The following is a 17,943-nucleotide window of genomic DNA, read 5'->3' as shown; positions in this document are numbered from 1 at the left end:
TTGTTCACTCCTACCTATCCCTGTCTGCTCCTTTCACTTCTGGAGACTTTTTTCCATGTCTGTCTATTCCCGGCAAACCGTCCTGCTGACCCTGGCGGTGTTACTTGGCCTCGGCGGTTGCAGCGGTAATTACAAATTCAATGACAGCAGTTATCGCCCACTGGGCGATCCGCAGGCGGTCAATCGCGGCAAATGACCGCAAGGAGCTCATCAATGGAACTTGTTTTCGAAATATTGAACGCCAGACAGTTTGTCGCGGTGCAGTCGTGTCAGAAGACTTTCGGACCGGTCGGCGGCGTGATCGGACGGGGCGAGAGCTGCGACTGGGTTATTCCCGACCGTCAGCGATTCCTGTCCAAGCGTCATGCACAGATCAGTTTCCATGAAGGTGTGTTTTTTCTCACCGACATCAGTGGCAACGGCGTGACCGACAGTGAAAGTGGTGCGCGCCTGCCCAAGGACGAGCCGGTACGTATCAAGGATGGTAAAGCCTACCTTCTGGGCGATTTCGAAATTCGGGCCCGGTTGATATCCGGCCCTGCGAGCAGCCGTGCTGAACCCCAACGTGCGGTACCGGCCGGCAGCCTGATCCCTGACGACATGTTTTTGGATCTAGACCCGCTGAAGGCCATGGACCAACGAGAGCAGATGTTTTCTGATATCGATAATCTGATAAAACCCGCTGCGGTCCCGTCCGACACCCCGTGGCGTTCGGACTACGCTCGTATCGATATGGAAAGCCTGCTGCTGCCGGACCTGATCGACGCCGTGACCACACCTGAGCCGGTCACGGGCCTCCCGTCCGGCGCATTGGAACCCTCAAGCGATAGTTTCTGGGAGCGCTTCGGCAGCGCGCTGGGCATGGACCTCAATAGCCTGGACGGCGAGACCCGCGAAGCCTTGGCGATCAACGCAGCTGTGCTGCTCAAGCAAAGCGTCAAGGGTTTGCAGCGGAGTCTGCGGATTCGTTCGGAGTTGAAAAACGAACTGCGTCTGGCCCACACCGTCGCCGAGGGCGAGCAGAAGAACCCGTTGAAATTCGCCGACGACAGCCATCACGCGCTGCAGATGCTGTTGCGGTCGGACAAGCCTGGTCAGCTGTCGGCCGAACAAGCCGTCGCTCGGGCATTTCGCGATCTACAGGCCCATCAAGTGGCCTTGCTCAGTGCCAGTCGCGCGACCTTGCGTGCAACGCTGGAACATTTTTCACCCCGGCAATTGATTCTTCGTCTGGAGCTGGGTGACAAGCCACTGGTCAATACCTCGGGCCGCTACTGGAGGGCTTACGGCCGCTATCACCAGTCCCTGTGCCAGGACGATGAGTGGACCGATCGTCTGCTGGCTCGCGACTTTGCCCAGGCTTATGAAGAACAGATTCGTTTAATTTCCACTCTGCACAACGATTGCCACGGATGATGGACATGTCTCGCTGCACGATGTTTTTTCTCCGAAGTTTGACAGCGCTTGTCACTACGGTGCTGTTGGCCGGTTGCGCCTCTCTATCGCCATTTTCGACGATAACCAAGCTCAACCTCACGCTGACTGCCACTGATCAACTCAACCCGGACCTCAATGGACGACCATCGCCAGTGGTGGTGCGGTTGTTTGAACTCAAGCATGCGGTGGCTTTCGAGAGTGCGGATTTCTTCAGTCTGTATGAGCGCGCCAGGGAAACCTTATCGCCCGATCTGGTTTCCAGCGAAGAACTGGAGCTGCGTCCGGGTGAAACCATCGAACTAAGGCTTGGCATCGTGGGGGGCGGTCGTTATGTCGGCGTGCTGGCAGCGTACCGCGACCTGCCGCAAACCCGATGGCGCTACACACTACCACTCGCCGCGGCGCAGGTGACCGAAGTGAACCTGACTCTCGATCAGGAAGGTATCGCTAGCACCCTTGAAAAAACAGCCAAGGTAGATGACCGATGAATCACGATAAAGTCATCTGGCAGGAAGGCATGCTGCTGCGTCCGCAGCATTTGCAGCACAACGATCGCTACTTCGATCACCAGTTGAAGGTCCGCACCCGCTTGTTGGCCAGTTATGCCTGGGGTTTTCTGGCGCTGGAAATCGATGCTCAGTTTCTTGGCATGGGCCAGTTGGTGGTCAGCCATGCTTCGGGGGTCCTGCCGGACGGCAGTTTGTTCGAGTTGGGTAGCAACGCCGAACCAGTGACCCTGGAGGTGCCATCCAATACCCGCAATACGTCGATTTACCTGGCCCTGCCGCTGGTGACCGGCAATCACATCGAGGCCCGCCGCCCAGAGCAGTCTGATGTGGTGGCCCGCTTCACGACCTATGAATCGCGGGTCACCGACTCCAATGCAGGAGATGCTAACGCAAGCGTGATCAGTTGTGGTCGCGCGGACTTGCGCCTGCTATTGGGCGAGCAGCAAAGCGACCAAGCGTTTGTGAGGCTCAAGCTCTGTGAGGTACTCGATACGACGTCTGATGGAGTGATCAAGCTCAATCCAGACTTTGTGCCAACGTTTATCCAGGCTCGGTCATCCAGTTATCTGCTGTCATGCCTCAAGGAAGTCGTCGGCATGCTTGCCTATCGGGGTGACAGCCTAGCTGATCGGATTCGTACCAATGGCAAGACGGGGGGCGCACAAGTCGGCGATTTCATGATGCTGCAGATGATCAACCGCACCGAACTGTTGCTGCGTCATTATCTAGAGCAGGAACAGGCACATCCCGAAACGCTATACCGCGCCCTATTGGCTCTGTTAGGTGATTTGGCGACTTTCTCCAGTGACAACAAGCGCCCGCCGCTCAACAACCGCTACCAGCACAATGATCAGGGCGCGTGCTTTCGAAGCCTGATGCAAGCGATCCGCCAGATGCTGTCGATGGTGCTTGAGCAGCATGCTATCGAGCTGCAATTGCAGGTGCGTCAGTACGGGATCATGGTCTCGTCGATACCGGATCTTTCGTTACTGGACTCGGCTTCGTTCGTATTGGCGGCAAGTGCCAACTGCGACGGCGAAGCTTTGCGCCATCGCTTGCCTGCGCACCTGAAGGTCGGTCCGGTGGAACGCATTCGCCAATTGGTCAACCTGCATCTGCCTGGCATCAAGATCCGGCCTTTGCCCGTGGCGCCGCGGCAGATTGCGTTTCATGTCAACAAAACCTATTTCATCCTCGAACCCAGTCCCGAAGACCTTGCTCAACTGAAGCACTCTGCGGGCTTTGCTTTCCATGTTTCCGGGGAATTTGCTGACCTTGAACTGAATTTTTGGGCCATCAGGAACTGAATGAAATGGATAAGGAAAATCCTCAGGACGAAACAACGGTTCTGCTCGATCATCATGGCCAACGCCCCGGCTCCGGGCCATTGACCGACGCTATCCCACCGCCACGTATCGAACAGTTGCAAGATCGAATGGTCTACGCCGCTCACCTATCGCCGTCCCGGACATTGAATCTCAGCCTCAATCCACTGGTGGCGGCGGCATCCGGCTTGCTGTCGCAAGTGGTGCGGCTCAAACACGGTCGTGATCGAGAAGATCTGCAAACGCTCAAGCGTGAACTGACCTGGGGCTTGGAACAGTTCGAAGCCCGGGCCTTGCAAGGTGGTGTTGAAAGCAGCCAGTTGATCGCCGCTCGTTACGTGCTGTGCACAGTGATTGATGAAGCGGTAGCTACCACGTCATGGGGTCATGGGAGCGGTTGGTCGCAAATCAGTCTACTCAGTACCTTTCACAACGAGACATTCGGCGGAGAGAAAGTCTTCCAGTTGCTCGATCGCCTGTCGAAAAATCCCATCAAGCATCTGCCGATGCTTGAGCTGCTGTACTTGTGCCTCTCCCTGGGTTTCGAAGGCAAGTATCGGGTTCAGGCCCGTGGAGTTCTTGAGCTCGAAGGCATTCGTGACGCGCTTTACCGAATGATCCGTCAGGTCCGAGGTGACATCCCTCGTGAACTGTCACCCCACTGGGAAGGCCTCGATGGCGTACCTCGCACTCCGGTGCGCATTGTCCCGGCCTGGACAGTGGTGGCCTTCACCCTGGTATGTCTGGGGGTGATGTATTGGAGCTTCACCTGGGTACTGGACGAGCATCGCGAAAGCGTACTGCAACCTTATCAATCGCTTGAGCCGGTCACCGCTCAGCCGCGACCGTAAACAGGGACGTGTCATGAAATCGTTTTTCCGAAAAGCCGGTGCTTGTGTGCGTCGAACCTGGGTCTGGACGTTGCTGCTGGTATTTTGTGCGGGGTTGTTGGTCTGGTTCGTCGGACCGCTGCTGGCGGTCAATGATTACAAGTTTTGGTCGACCCCGACGGCACGGCTGCTGTCGATCAGCATCTTGCTACTGGGTTGGGGGCTGGGCATGGTTTTCGTTAATGGGCGAGCCGGCGCGAACCTGAGAACCAAGGAGGTCACCAGCGACCGGGATGCCATTCGGCGCCAGACCAGCATTGACGATGAGCAACGCGAACTGCGCTCGCGCTTCAAGCAGGCGTTAAGAACGCTGAAAACCTCACGTTTTTACTCTGGTCGTGGCGGGTGCTGGCGAAACGAACTGCCTTGGTATCTGCTGATGGGGCCGTCCGCTGGTGGCAAGACTAGTCTGCTGGACCGCTCGGGGCTGGAGTTCCCCATCAACAGGCATGAGCAAAAGCCGATGGCTGATGTATCGGGCACCCGCAGTTGCGACTGGTACTTTGCCGAGCACGCCGTGCTGGTAGACACGCCCGGGCGCTACTTGAGCCAGGAGGATTCCGATGCCGACGGCAGTGCCTGGGTGGCTTTGCTGGAGCTGCTGCGCAGACGTCGCCGCTATCGGCCCTTGAATGGCTTGCTGATGGTTGTGCCGATCGACGTCCTGCTGCTGGCCCGTGAGGATGAAGTCACTATGTTGGCCTGCCAGATTCGTGGCCGCTTGCAGGAGGTACGACGTCGGTTGCACGTTGATGTGCCGATTTATCTGGTCCTTAGCAAAGCGGACAGCGTGCCTGGCTTTAACGAGTTCTTCGATTCGCTGACTCGCGAGGAAAGTGATCAGGTGCTGGGCGCGAGTTTCAGCCAGGACCAGCGCGGCAACGATGGGGCGGTGTTGCAAGCCGAATTCGAGGCGTTGCTGCATCGCGTTAATAGTCAGGTACTCATGCGCATGCATCAGGAGCGCGATACTCGACGCCGTGGTCAGATCCTTGATTTTCCTCATCAACTGGGGCATATCGGGGCCACTTTGCGGCTGCTGGTGGAGATGGCCTTCACCGGCGATGTTTGCCAGTTACGCGGGTTCTACCTGACGTGCGCTTCCCCGCCAGCCTTTGGCAGGGGCTCGGCCGTCCAAGGCGATGCCAGTCTACGCAGTACGGCTGTGGCACCTGGAGGACGTTCGCGATTTGTCCAACATTTGCTCAGGAAGGTGATTTTTCCGGAGGCCGACCTCGCGGGCCTCGATCAGCGCGAACGCAGACGTATTCATTGGGGCCAGCGTGCTTTGTACCTGGGAGCGCTGGCGGTCCTTGGGGTGTTCGGGTTGTTGTGGGCGAATGGTTTTTCGGCCAATCATGAGCGTCTGGAGAGCTTGCGTACGTTGGCGCAACGTTGGGATCAGCAGCGCTCGGTTCTGGTGGCCGGTGATGACGCGATGCTCAAGTTCCTTGATATCCGTTACGAAGCCACGCGGGTTTTCCCCCATGAGGGGGAGGTACCGTTGTATGAGCGTATCGGTCTGTACCAGGGCCAAGCGAGTAATCCAACGGTGGTCGGCGCTTACGAGCGTGAATTACAAGCTCACCTGCTGCCTCGGGTCGCCCAGATGCTTGAGGCGCACATCCGCGGCAATTTGAATAGCCGCGAACATTTGCTCAATAGCTTGCGCGCGTACTTGATGCTAAACCTGCAGGAGCGTCGCGACACTGCGTGGCTAAAGGATCGGCTTGCCAGCGACTGGTCGCTGCGTTACGCCGGCAATACGGCGGTGCAGGATGGCTTGAATGCTCACTTCCAGCGCCTGCTTGACCAGCCGTTCACCTATTTGCTTGACGAGTCGCTGGTGGCCAGTGCCCGTGAGACCCTGCGCAGTGAGTCCCTGGCGAGCGTCGTTTACCGAGTGCTCCGAGAACAGGCCAGTCACCTGCCGCAATACCGTCTCAGTCAACATTTGGGACCACAGGGTGTGTTGTTGGCAGGCACTGATCATGTGATCCCGGGTTTCTACACCCGCCAGGGGTACGAGCGATACTTTTCAGTTCAGGGTGCAACTCTGGTCACGGAGTTGCTGCGGGACAATTGGGTACTGGGCGAGGGCGCTGGTCTTAGCGGCATGGACATGCGGCGACTGATGATCGAACTGGAGCAACTGTACTTTAGCGACTATGCCGACCAATGGAGCGAAGCAGTTGGCCGGGTTACTCTGCAATCGATCGGCGATATGGGGGAGGGTGCCGAGCAACTGGCCGGATTGACCTCGGCTCACTCGCCGATCCTGCGGATGCTGGTGCAGGTGCGTGAGCACACGCAAATCCTGAGCGTTGCAGAGCGTATCGATGATGTGAAGTCTGCGGTCGGGAGCGGTGGACGTGCCATGACACACATCGTTGCCATAACTGAGAAAACGGCTGATTCCTTAGCCGGAAATCTGCCGGACACCGCGCAAAAATCATTGCGACGGCGTTTCGAGCCACTGCACCGTCTGCTGGATCTTGATGATAGTCCGATGCCCGAGCTGACTCAGGCCTTGCAGGCGCTGGACGAGGTGCAATTACAACTGGCTAACCTTGTCCGTGCCGGTACACCGGAGCAGGCTGCGTTCGAATGGGCCAAGCGGCGTATGGGCGGTCAGCGTGATGCACTGAGTAACCTGCGCAGCGCCTCGGCTCGTTTGCCGCGTCCGGTCAGCCAATGGTTTTACGTTCTGGCCGAGGACAGCTGGCGCTTGGTGCTCAATGATTCCTACCGTTACCTGAACCAGCGCTACCAGAGCGAGATTTACAACTTCTACGGCAAGGCAATCTATAAGCGATATCCGTTCAGCGCTCACAGTGCCAGTGACGTGGCGGTCAACGACTTCCGAGAGTTCTTCAAGGATCAGGGCGTTGTCGATCGATTCTTCGAGAGTTACATGCGGCCCTTCGTCAGCGGTCATCCTGGGCACTATCGCCTGCGCAGCATCGACGGCCAAAGCTTGCCGGTGTCCAAGGCCTATCTCGACCAGATGACTGCGGCGAACACCATCCGCCGGAGTTTTTTTGCCGAAAATCCGGCCGAGCCGCAGGTGCAGTTCAAACTTGAGCCGTACACGCTGGATCCGGCTGTGAGTCGGGCCGAATTCCGTTTTGGCGACAAGACGCTTGAGTACCGTCATGGTCCGATCTTGCCTGTGACATTCACCTGGCCAAGTGATGCCCAGGATGGGCGAACCGCCCTGGTGCTGGACAAAATGGTCGGGCGAGGGCTGGGTATCGAGAAAAATACGGGGCCATGGTCGCTTTTTCGTTTGTTTGACCTGATGCAGACCGAGTACCTGACCGGGCGCGATGTGCGCGTACTCAAGGCAGACCTGGGCGGCTTGCGAGCCAATTATCTGTTAACGAGCCAACGCACCCCCAACCCTTTCGACACGAGCGTGCTGCGCACTTTTCGAATGCCGGTGCAGCTTTGATGCAGGCTGTGGATCGATGGCGCAGCGCCGCACGTACAGACCCTGGCAAGGTTCGGGGGCGGAACGAGGATGCCTTTCTCGAATCTCCACAACAGGGGCTATGGGTGGTGGCCGACGGGATGGGCGGTCATGCGCGGGGTGACATCGCCAGCCAATTGATTGTTGCCAATCTGGCGGAGTTGCCGCTGTACCGAGACCTCGACAAGCGTTCGAAAGCGGTGCGCCAGTGCCTGCGCTGGATCAATCGGCGATTGAACCAAGAACTGACTGTCACAGGACGTCATTGCGCAATCATGGGCAGCACCGTGGTGGCATTGTTGCTGGAAGGCAACCGTGGAGCGTGTATTTGGGCAGGCGATAGCCGATGTTATCTGTGGCGCGACCGACGGCTTTATCAGTTATCCAGGGACCACTCACTGCAACAGCAAATGATCGACAAGCAACACATCGATATTCATGAGGCCCGTGCCCACCCGGCAGCGAAGGCGTTGACTCGCGCCGTCGGCGCTGCGCAAGAATTGAGCCTGGAGGTTTTGGAGCTGGAGATTCATCCGCACGATACGTTTTTGTTGTGCACTGACGGCTTGTATCAGGATCTAAGTGCACAAGCCCTGGGGGACGCGTTGAGCCTTGCTTCACCTTGCACTGCCTTGGAGTGTCTTTTCGAGCAAGTACTGCGTGGCGCTGCGAAGGACAACTTGACGGCGGTGGTGATTGGCCAGTGAAAGAAGAGGGGAGCCACCACACATATTTCGCCTTCTCCAACGCTCTGCATTCGACGACATTGCGCGAGCGCTGTGTCAGCGACATGCCCGAAATACTCGCAGGTCGCTATCGCCTAGAACGCCTGCTCGGAGCAGGAGGCATGGGGCTCGTGTATCGCGTACGGGACCTTCTACACGAACAATACGGTGATCCCGATCCATACGTTGCGTTGAAAATGCTCAGTGAGCAATTCGATGGCTCGCCTGACGCCAGCGCGCTGCTCTACAGCGAGTTCGCCCTGAGCAGACGATTGCATCACCCGAACGTGTTGCGTCCATACACCTTCGAAGTGGACGCTGACCATCGACGGGCTTTTATCACCATGGAACTGATGCGCGGCTTGACCTTGGACAAACTGCTTTGCGAGCGGCCGCTGGGTTTGCCCTGGCATGAACTGCAAGCCATCGCCGCGCCGCTGCTCGACGCCTTGGCGTATGCCCACAGCCGGGGCGTGTTGCACGGGGACATGAAGCCAAGCAACGTCATGCTCAGCGAGGAGGGGGTGCGTTTGTTCGATTTCGGCTTGGGCCTGGCGCAAGAGGGCCCGTTGAAGGGTCTGCCAAACCTGAGTCGAGACCGCCTCAACGCCTGGACCCCGAGCTACGCCGCCCCTGAGTTGCTTGACGGCGCACCGTTGTCAGAGGGGGCCGATGCCTATGGGGTGGCTTGCTTACTGTATGAGCTGGCGAGCGGCAAACACCCGTTCCGCCGTTTACCTTCAACCCAAGCTCGAGACGCCCGCATGGAGCGCGAACTCAAAGCTCCGCGCAATTTGCCCAGGCGTTGCTGGGCGGCGTTGCGCTTGGCGCTGACGTTTGATCCGGGACAGCGCCGCATTACTGCGGCGCAGTTGCGTGACGCCTTGGGTGCTGAGTCGTCCTGGTGGTGAGTTGGTTGCGAGCAATGTCATGAGCGTGCCGGCAATGCATCTTGTGGCCGGCAAGCCATGTGCATTCCCTTAGTTTCGGCTCTGCTGGAAGCTCCACTCCTCAGCCCGAACTAGCCGGCAGAACGGCCCTTCAAGAGTCGCATTGTGATGAGCAACGATGTCCTTGGCTTTCATTACTGGCGTGTCTGAACAGGTATGGCCTTCGGCGACAAGTACCGCGTCGAAGCCAAGATCACGAGCAGCACGACAGGTGCTATCGACGCAGTATTGGGTTTTCATGCCAGTAATCACCACGCCGGTAGCCCCGAGAGACCGCAAATTGTCCGCCAGGTCGGTCATTTCAAAGGCGTTGGGCCGCCGTTTTTCGAATACCACCTCTTCACCCAGAAGCTTCAGTTCCTGCGCAATCATCGTCAACGGGCTGCCTGGTCCGATTGGAGATCCCTCGGGCCCAATGTGGCGCGCGAGAAAAATCGGGGCGCCAGCGCTGCGTGCCTTGTCCATCAGGGTATTCACTGTTGCCAACAACTCTTCGCAGCACCATGGTTTTTCCGGGCCGTGAACAAGCCCGACTTGGATATCGAGTATCAATAGGGCGTACATGAGTGCATCTCCTTGCGTTTGAGCCAGCGACACAAGGGCGTAAAAAAGGCCCTGTCCATCGCTGGCGGGCCTTTGAAGTTCGTCTGCTATTGGCTCACGACACCTCGCACGCTCCGCTTTCAGCGGTCGTGGTGGTGGTAGTCGAGGTGAGGCAATAATGGGTCATAGCTCGACACTAGCACACAAAGCCCCAAAAAAAGGCGCTTCCCCACTCAAGGAGAAGCGCCATCCTTTAAGTGAACAGCATTCCGCCGGCTGGCGGGGTTGCTTATCAGGCCGTTGCAGGCCGCAGCGAGTAGGTCTTGAGTTGGTCAGCGAAGTCGCGCAGGGACTGGATGCCGCTGGCCTCGGCTTCGTGGATCCATTCCTTGATGGCCGCGAGCATGTCGTGGCCGTTGCTGCTGGTCTTGGCCCAGATCTGCTGCAAGGCCAGGCGTTTTTCGTAGATCACCTTCAACGCCTGACTGTGTTCCAACATGCTCTGGATGCGCGCGTGGTGACGCTCATCCAGCAGGCTGGTTTCCCGCGATAACAGGCGTTTGGCCCGGTGGAATTGGTGGCGGACCGAGTGATCGACCTTTTCCAGTTCCTGCTTGACCAACGGCGCGATGACCAGCCTGCGGTACTGGGCCATGATCTGGAAACGGTTGTTGAGGATCGCCATGGCGGTGTCCATGTCCAGATGCCCCTTGCCCTCGACACGGTGGGCGATCGGCGCGACGCGCTGGACCTTGGCCAGGCGCAGGAAACTGAATACCTGGATCCAGGCCCAGCCCAGGTCGAACTCCCATTTGCGTACCGACAGCTTGGCCGAATTGGGGTAGGTATGGTGATTGTTGTGCAGTTCTTCGCCACCGATCAGGATGCCCCAGGGCACCAGGTTGGTCGCCGCGTCGCGGCATTCGAAGTTGCGGTAGCCCACGGCATGACCCAGGCCATTGACCACGCCGGCAGCCCAGACCGGAATCCACATCATCTGGATGGCCCAGATGGTGATGCCGATGGTGCCGAACAGCAGCAGGTCGATGACGCCCATGATCGCCACACCCATGAGTGGGAAGCGGCTGTAGAGATTACGCTCGATCCAGTCATCAGGGCAGTTCTTGCCGTAGATGCGCAGGGTTTCGGGGTTTTCCGCTTCGGCGCGATAGAGTTCGGCGCCTTTGCGCAGCACGGTGGACAGGCCTTTGATCACCGGGCTGTGGGGATCATCGACGGTTTCGCATTTGGCGTGGTGCTTGCGGTGGATAGCGGTCCACTCGCGGGTGTTCTGCGCCGTGGTCAACCACAGCCAGAAGCGGAAGAAATGTTTGAGGCCGGCGTTGAGCTCCAGGGAGCGATGAGCCGAATAACGGTGCAGGTAGACCGTGACGCCAATGATCGTGACATGGGTCATCAGCAGGGTGACTGCCACCAGTGACCAGGGCGACAAGCCAAGAAAACCTTCGTACCACATAGGCTATAGGGCCCTCGATAAAGATAGAAACAGCCGTTGCATTATCACCTGCCGCACAGATAAAACCAGTCGGCCTTTCAGATAACAGTGGCAGGATGTTTCTTACTCTATAATTCCCACCTCTTTGTGGGGACATGGATCGCCGAATGACCGTCTATCACCGCAGCGCCATGCGTGGAGCGCTGCTTTATCTCGTGCTGTCGGTCGTCTGGCTGCAGCTGGTTGGTTATTTATTGAGCAGCTTTTTCGATCAATCTGCCGATCAGCTTCGCTGGCAGTTGATCAACGGATATGCCTGGGTCCTGGTCAGCGCCGGATTGGTTTTCCTGGCGGGTGTGCGGATATCCCGGCTTTTCGGAAAAGGCGAACACCGTGCCGACGGCGAACGTTTGCGCCAGGCCGCCGCCGTCTTCGATTGCACGCGCGAAGGGGTGTTGGTGACGGACCCGAACGGCCTGATCGTGCACGTCAATCGGGCCTTCATGACGATTACAGGGTATGCCCGGGATGAGGTGTTGGGCCGGCGGCCCAACCTGTTCAAGTCTGGCCGTCACGGGGCGGATTTCTACCAGGAGATGTTTGCGTCCCTGGGCAGCCGTGGCGAGTGGAGCGGCGAGATCTGGAACCGACGTAAAAGCGGTGAGATCTACCCGCAATGGCAGACGATCCGCGTCGTTCGCGACGATAACGGTCAGGTCAGCCATTACGTCGCGGTGTTCTCGGACATCAGCGCGATCAAGGATTCGGAGCACGAACTGGCGTACCTGGCCCACCACGATCCGCTGACCGGTCTGCCCAATCGCCTGCTGTTTTCTGATCGCGCCGAGCAGGCGCTGGCGTCGTCGCAGTTGCACAAACGCGGCTGCGCCTTGTTGCTGGTGGACCTGGACCATTTCAAGAACATCAACGACAGCCTGGGGCATCACGTTGGCGATCAATTGCTCAAAAGCGTGGCCGAGCGATTCCGGGGGTTGTTTGCGCCCGGCGTGACCCTGGCCCGGCTGGGGGGCGACGAGTTTGCGGTGCTGGTGGAAAATTGCTCGCAGCCGGCGCAGGCGGCGGTGCTGGCCCAGCGCATTATCGATGCCCTGAAAGAACCGTTGCGCCTCGAAAACCAGCTCTTGTTCATCAATGCCAGCGTGGGCATCAGCCTGTTTCCCGGGGATGCCCTCAGCGCGGGGCAACTGCTGCGCAATGCCGACTCCGCGTTGTTCAAGGCTAAGAGTGCCGGGCGCGATGGCTACGCCCTGTATACCGAAGAACTCACCGCTCATGCCCAGCAACGAGTCGAGATCGCCTTCGAACTGCGACGCGCGCTCCAGCAGCAGGAGCTGCGGGTTCATTACCAGCCGGTACACGATCTGGCGACCAGCCGCCTGATCGGTGTCGAGGCTTTGGTGCGCTGGGAACATCCCGAGCGCGGCCTGGTTTCGCCGGCCGAGTTCATTCCCATCGCCGAGCGCACCGGGCTGATCGCCCAAATCGATGCCTGGGTCATGGAGCAGGCCTGTCGACAGATGCGTCAATGGCAGGAGGCCGGGGTGGCGTTATCGTTTGTCGCGGTCAACGTTTCCAGTCGGCTGTTCGCCCGTCGCGAGTTGTACGAACAGGTCGCGCGGGTGCTGCACTTTTCAGGCCTGGACCCGGCCTGTCTGGAATTGGAAGTGACCGAAAGCGCGGTGATGGACGATCCGGAGGTGGCCCTGGAGCAAATGCACCGTCTGCGGGAATTGGGGGTGCGACTGGCTATCGATGATTTTGGTACCGGTTATTCGTCGCTGCTGCGACTCAAACGCTTGCCCGTCCAGAAGCTCAAGATTGATCAGGGCTTTGTGGCCGGGTTGCCGTGGGATGAGGACGACGCAGCGATTGTCCGGGTAATCATCGCCCTGGCCCGCAGCATGGGTATGCAAGTGCAAGCCGAAGGCATCGAGCAGCGCGAGCAGGCAGCGTTCCTGCTGGAACATGCCTGTGGGATGGGGCAGGGCTACTGGTTCGGACGACCCGTTGCCGCGCAACAGCTGGATTGGGATCGCGCGCCCGCAATCAATTAATTTGCCTTGCACATCGGTTGATTGTGTTTTTGGTTATATAAAAATTCTTAAACAGTCTTTTTAAGAATATCTACGCCTATCTAGTATTGCTCCTACGCCACAAAACGGTGCCGCCCACTTCCAGGCATTCAAGGAGCAATAGCATGAGCGCATCTCTACGCAGCGTTGACGGTCAGGACGAAGCAACTCTGTTGCGCGAGATCCTCAATGCCTTGCGGGACCTTCGTTTTGGCGCGGTGGAAATCACTGTGCACAACGCGCAAGTCGTCCAGATCGAGCGCAAGGAAAAATTCCGGTTGCAGCAGCCGAGCCACAAACCGGGTTGAAGACCAACACTTCACAAACATAAAAAAACCGGAATTCCAGGAGTTTTCACCATGCCGTCAATTCGCCGTTATGCCTTGGCCGTCTTGGCCAGCGCTGTTTTTGCAGGTTCCGCTTTTGCCAAGGATTACGAGTTGCTTAACGTGTCCTACGACCCGACTCGCGAGCTGTACCAGGATTACAACGCCGAATTCGCCAGTTTCTGGAAGAAAGCGCACCCGGACGATAGCGTGAAGATCCAGCAATCTCACGGTGGCTCGGGCAAGCAGGGTCGGGCGGTGATCGATGGCCTGCGGGCTGACGTGGTGACCCTGGCTCTGGCTGGCGACATCGACGAAATCGCCAAGCTGGGCAAGTCCCTGCCGGCGGATTGGCAAACACGCCTGCCGGAAGCCAGCACACCGTACACCTCGACCATCGTTTTCCTGGTGCGTAAAGGCAATCCCAAGGGCATCAAGGACTGGGGCGATCTGATCAAGGATGACGTGTCGGTCATCACCCCGAACCCGAAGACCTCCGGCGGTGCTCGCTGGAACTTCCTCGCCGCCTGGGCCTATGGCCTCAAGGCCAACGGTGGTGACGAAGCCAAGGCCAAGCAATACGTTCAAGCACTGTTCAAGCATGTGCCGATCCTCGACACCGGCGCCCGCGGCTCGACCATTACCTTCGTCAACAACGGTCAGGGCGACGTGTTGCTGGCCTGGGAAAACGAAGCCTTCCTGGCGCTGAAAGAAGACGGCGGCGCGGACAAGTTCGACATCGTCGTGCCGTCGTTGTCGATCCTCGCCGAACCGCCGGTGGCGGTAGTGGACAAGAATGCCGAGAAAAAGGGCAACCTGGAGATCGCCGAAGCCTACCTCAAGCACCTGTACAGCCCGGCCGGCCAGGAAATCGCCGCAAAAAACTTCTATCGTCCACGTGACAAGGACGTGGCCGCCAAGTACTCCCGGCAGTTCCCGAAATTGGACCTGGTAACCATCGACAAGGACTTCGGTGGCTGGAAAACCGCCCAGCCGAAATTCTTCAACGATGGCGGCATTTTCGACCAGATCTATCAGGCGCAGTAAGCTGGGCAGGCCTGAATGAGCTGATTACAAGCTAAGGCCGGACACTGAATCTGTGGCGAGGGGATTTATCCCCGTTCGGGCGCGAAGCGGCCCTGAATCTGGCATGTCTTTATGCTCAGGTGAATTGAGTCGGCTGCTTTGGGGCTGCTTCGCAGCCCAACGGGGATAAATCCCCTCGCCACAGTTTTTGCGCGTTCTCAACCAAGGACCTTTATGTCGCGTCGCATATCCCCCGTCATACCCGGCTTCGGGCTGACGCTGGGCTACACCCTGGTGTACCTCAGTCTGATTGTGCTCATACCACTGGCGGCAATGTTCGTACATGCCGCCCAACTTACCTGGGAACAGTTCTGGGCGATCATCTCCGCGCCACGGGTGCTGGCGGCCTTGAAGCTCAGCTTCGGCACTGCTCTGTGCGCGGCGATCATCAACGGTGTGATCGGTACGCTGTTGGCCTGGGTGCTGGTGCGCTACACCTTCCCCGGTCGCAAGATCATCGATGCAATGATCGATCTGCCGTTCGCCTTGCCCACCGCCGTGGCGGGTATTGCACTGACGGCGTTGTATGCGCCGACCGGCCTGGTCGGCCAGTTTGCCACCGACCTGGGTTTCAAGATCGCCTACACCCCGCTGGGCATCACCCTGGCGCTGACCTTCGTGACGCTGCCGTTCGTGGTGCGCACGGTGCAGCCGGTGCTGGCCGATATCCCCCGTGAAGTCGAAGAGGCCGCCGCCTGCCTCGGTGCCAAGCCGTGGCAGGTGTTCCGCCACGTCCTTGTGCCGGCGTTGTTGCCGGCCTGGTTGACCGGCTTCGCCCTGGCTTTTGCCCGTGGCGTGGGCGAGTACGGGTCGGTGATTTTCATCGCCGGCAACATGCCGATGAAAACCGAGATCCTGCCGCTGCTGATCATGGTCAAGCTCGACCAATACGACTACACCGGCGCCACCTCCATCGGCGTGCTGATGCTGGTGGTTTCCTTCGTCCTGTTGCTGCTGATCAACCTGCTGCAGCGGCGCATCGAAACCCCATAAGGAGGCGCGAACATGTCCCAATCGTCTATTTACGCGGCCTCCACCAACGCCGCCCGCCGCGGCAGTGCAACATCGCGGCGAGTCCTGATCGGTCTTGGCTGGTTGATCTTTGCGCTATTCCTGCTGCTGCCGCTGTTCATCGTGGTCTCCCAGGGGCTGAAGCTGGGCCTGGGGGCGTTCTTCGCCGCAATCTTCGAACCCGATGCGCTGTCGGCGCTCAAGCTCACGGTGATCGCGGTGCTGATCTCGGTGCCGCTGAACCTGGTGTTCGGGGTCAGCGCCGCGTGGTGCGTGAGCAAATATTCATTCCGTGGCAAGAGCATGCTGGTGACCCTGATCGACCTGCCGTTCTCGGTGTCGCCGGTGATCGCCGGCCTGGTCTATGTGCTGATGTTCGGTGCCCAGGGCCTGTTCGGGCCGTGGCTGTCGGATCACGACATCCAGATTGTGTTTGCGCTGCCGGGCATCGTGCTGGCGACGATCTTCGTCACCGTGCCGTTCGTGGCCCGTGAGCTGATCCCGCTGATGCAGGAGCAGGGCACCCAGGAAGAAGAAGCCGCGCGCCTGTTGGGTGCCAATGGCTGGCAGATGTTCTGGCATGTCACCGTGCCGAACATCAAGTGGGGGCTGATCTATGGCGTGGTGCTGTGTACCGCCCGGGCCATGGGCGAATTCGGCGCGGTATCGGTGGTGTCCGGGCACATTCGCGGGGTCACCAACACCCTGCCGCTGCACGTCGAGATCCTCTACAACGAATACAACCACGTGGCCGCGTTCGCTGTGGCGAGCCTGTTGCTGATCCTGGCGCTCTTCATCCTGCTGCTCAAGCAGTGGAGCGAAAACCGAATCAACCGCCTGCGCGCCAGCGCCGCGGAGGAATAAGTCATGTCGATCGAAGTTCGTAACGTCAGCAAGAATTTCCACGCCTTCAAGGCCCTCGACGATATCAGCCTGGACATCCAGAGCGGCGAGTTGGTGGCCCTGCTGGGGCCGTCGGGTTGCGGCAAGACCACTTTGCTGCGGATCATCGCCGGCCTCGAAACCCCGGACCAGGGCAACATCGTGTTCCACGGCGAGGACGTTTCCGGCCACGACGTGCGTGATCGCAACGTCGGTTTCGTATTTCAGCACTATGCCCTGTTCCGCCACATGACGGTGTTCGACAACGTTGCCTTCGGCTTGCGCATGAAGCCCAAGAACCAACGCCCGAACGAAAGCCAGATCGCGACCAAGGTCCACGAGTTATTGAACATGGTGCAACTGGACTGGCTTGCCGACCGTTACCCCGAACAGCTTTCCGGCGGCCAGCGCCAGCGTATCGCCCTGGCCCGCGCCCTGGCGGTGGAGCCCAAGGTGTTGCTGCTGGACGAACCCTTCGGCGCCCTCGACGCCAAGGTTCGCAAGGAACTGCGGCGCTGGCTGGCACGGTTGCACGAGGACATCAACCTGACTTCGGTGTTCGTGACTCACGACCAGGAAGAGGCCATGGAAGTCGCGGATCGGATCGTGGTGATGAACAAGGGTGTGATCGAGCAGATTGGCTCACCGGGCGATGTCTACGAAAACCCGGCCAGCGACTTTGTGTATCACTTCCTCGGCGACTCGAACCGCCTGCACTTGGGTGAAGACCGGCATGTGCTGTTCCGCCCTCACGAAGTCTCGCTGTCGCGTTCGGAACTGGAGGATCACCACGCCGCCGAAGTGCGCGACATTCGCCCGCTGGGCGCCACCACCCGGGTGACCCTGAAGGTGGAAGGCCAGAGCGAGCTGATCGAAGCTGAAGTGGTGAAGGACCACGACAGCCTGGTGGGCCTGGCGAAGGGCGAGACGCTGTTCTTCAAGCCGAAGGTCTGGCAGAAAGTCGCTAACCTCTAGGATCAAAAGCATCGCGAGCAAGCTCGCTCCCACAGTAGAACTTCAGTGAACACAATATTTGTGTACCTATGAAAATCCACTGTGGGAGCGAGCTTGCTCGCGATGGCGCCCTCACTGACACCCCGAGCCGAATCCGAATAACCCCGCTTGGCCTTGCTTCGATCGGTTCTACTTCTGCACCTGGCCTTGAACCAAACCCTACCTAGACTCTGACTTGCCAGGAGGCAGTAAGAGTCCAATGACGGACCGGTGTTATCTCCTGG

At 58.9% G+C, this 17,943-nt stretch carries 16 protein-coding genes; 14 read left to right on the top strand and 2 right to left on the bottom strand.

Going from position 1 to position 17,943, the window contains the following annotated elements; genetic code table 11:
• The first annotated feature begins 55 nt into the window (after positions 1 to 55).
• Genes GKKCFE_RS25310 through GKKCFE_RS25275 form a run of 8 tightly spaced genes read left to right on the top strand, consistent with a single transcriptional unit; the run spans position 56 to position 9,269 of the window.
• The gene (locus GKKCFE_RS25310) at positions 56 to 196 is read left to right on the top strand and encodes a type VI secretion protein (RefSeq protein ID WP_092399422.1); all 141 of its coding nucleotides are present in this window, start codon (positions 56 to 58) and stop codon (positions 194 to 196) included.
• Positions 197 to 213: 17 nt separating this feature from the next.
• Complete coding sequence (gene tagH, locus GKKCFE_RS25305) at positions 214 to 1,416, top strand: type VI secretion system-associated FHA domain protein TagH (RefSeq protein WP_445577239.1); 1,203 nt, start codon at positions 214 to 216, stop codon at positions 1,414 to 1,416.
• A 5-nt stretch (positions 1,417 to 1,421) separates the two neighbouring features.
• The gene (gene tssJ / locus GKKCFE_RS25300) at positions 1,422 to 1,925 is read left to right on the top strand and encodes a type VI secretion system lipoprotein TssJ (protein ID WP_445578072.1); all 504 of its coding nucleotides are present in this window, start codon (positions 1,422 to 1,424) and stop codon (positions 1,923 to 1,925) included.
• Complete coding sequence (tssK, locus tag GKKCFE_RS25295; RefSeq protein WP_445577238.1) at positions 1,922 to 3,253, top strand: type VI secretion system baseplate subunit TssK; 1,332 nt, start codon at positions 1,922 to 1,924, stop codon at positions 3,251 to 3,253. Before tssJ ends, tssK begins: the two co-directional genes overlap by 4 nt.
• A gap of 5 nt (positions 3,254 to 3,258) precedes the next feature.
• Entirely contained in the window at positions 3,259 to 4,122 is an 864-nt protein-coding gene (gene icmH / locus GKKCFE_RS25290) for a type IVB secretion system protein IcmH/DotU (protein WP_445577237.1), read from the top strand.
• 13 nt (positions 4,123 to 4,135) lie between these two features.
• Entirely contained in the window at positions 4,136 to 7,615 is a 3,480-nt protein-coding gene (gene tssM, locus GKKCFE_RS25285) for a type VI secretion system membrane subunit TssM (RefSeq protein WP_445577236.1), read from the top strand.
• Entirely contained in the window at positions 7,615 to 8,340 is a 726-nt protein-coding gene (locus GKKCFE_RS25280; RefSeq protein ID WP_188251855.1) for a PP2C family protein-serine/threonine phosphatase, read from the top strand. The genes tssM and GKKCFE_RS25280 overlap by 1 nt, the downstream gene beginning before the upstream one ends.
• Before the next feature lie 44 nt (positions 8,341 to 8,384).
• On the top strand, positions 8,385 to 9,269 hold the full coding sequence (locus GKKCFE_RS25275; protein WP_445578071.1) for a serine/threonine-protein kinase: 885 nt from the start codon (positions 8,385 to 8,387) through the stop codon (positions 9,267 to 9,269).
• Between the two features lie 69 nt (positions 9,270 to 9,338).
• Here GKKCFE_RS25275 and GKKCFE_RS25270 read toward each other — a convergent pair whose 3' ends face one another.
• Together GKKCFE_RS25270 and desA are read right to left on the bottom strand one after the other, a co-directional pair.
• Positions 9,339 to 9,872, bottom strand: coding sequence for a cysteine hydrolase family protein (locus tag GKKCFE_RS25270; protein ID WP_445577235.1), 534 nt, complete (start codon positions 9,870 to 9,872; stop codon positions 9,339 to 9,341).
• Between the two features lie 271 nt (positions 9,873 to 10,143).
• A complete protein-coding gene (desA, locus tag GKKCFE_RS25265; RefSeq protein WP_076383221.1) occupies positions 10,144 to 11,328 on the bottom strand; it encodes a delta-9 fatty acid desaturase DesA in 1,185 nt (394 codons plus the stop codon).
• A 146-nt stretch (positions 11,329 to 11,474) separates the two neighbouring features.
• On the opposite strand from desA, the gene dibA reads away from it, so the two are divergent.
• The 6 genes from dibA (at position 11,475) to GKKCFE_RS25235 (ending at position 17,680) form a co-directional block, all read left to right on the top strand.
• Positions 11,475 to 13,382, top strand: a complete 1,908-nt coding sequence (gene dibA / locus GKKCFE_RS25260) for a phosphodiesterase DibA (protein WP_445577234.1) — start codon at positions 11,475 to 11,477, stop codon at positions 13,380 to 13,382.
• Positions 13,383 to 13,525: 143 nt separating this feature from the next.
• Entirely contained in the window at positions 13,526 to 13,708 is a 183-nt protein-coding gene (gene oscA / locus GKKCFE_RS25255; protein WP_047230313.1) for a sulfur starvation response protein OscA, read from the top strand.
• A gap of 51 nt (positions 13,709 to 13,759) precedes the next feature.
• Positions 13,760 to 14,773, top strand: coding sequence for a sulfate ABC transporter substrate-binding protein (locus GKKCFE_RS25250; protein WP_047230312.1), 1,014 nt, complete (start codon positions 13,760 to 13,762; stop codon positions 14,771 to 14,773).
• Between the two features lie 213 nt (positions 14,774 to 14,986).
• Positions 14,987 to 15,805 carry a sulfate ABC transporter permease subunit CysT gene (gene cysT / locus GKKCFE_RS25245; RefSeq protein ID WP_047230311.1) on the top strand — a complete coding sequence of 273 codons (819 nt, stop codon included), beginning with the start codon at positions 14,987 to 14,989 and terminating at the stop codon, positions 15,803 to 15,805.
• A gap of 12 nt (positions 15,806 to 15,817) precedes the next feature.
• Entirely contained in the window at positions 15,818 to 16,687 is an 870-nt protein-coding gene (cysW, locus tag GKKCFE_RS25240; protein WP_107321447.1) for a sulfate ABC transporter permease subunit CysW, read from the top strand.
• A gap of 3 nt (positions 16,688 to 16,690) precedes the next feature.
• Positions 16,691 to 17,680, top strand: a complete 990-nt coding sequence (locus GKKCFE_RS25235; RefSeq protein ID WP_047230309.1) for a sulfate/molybdate ABC transporter ATP-binding protein — start codon at positions 16,691 to 16,693, stop codon at positions 17,678 to 17,680.
• Positions 17,681 to 17,943 lie beyond the last annotated feature (263 nt).

The sequence above is a fragment of the Pseudomonas sp. E141 genome (assembly GCF_052659885.1).
This window is presented reverse-complemented; position numbering and strand designations above follow the sequence as displayed.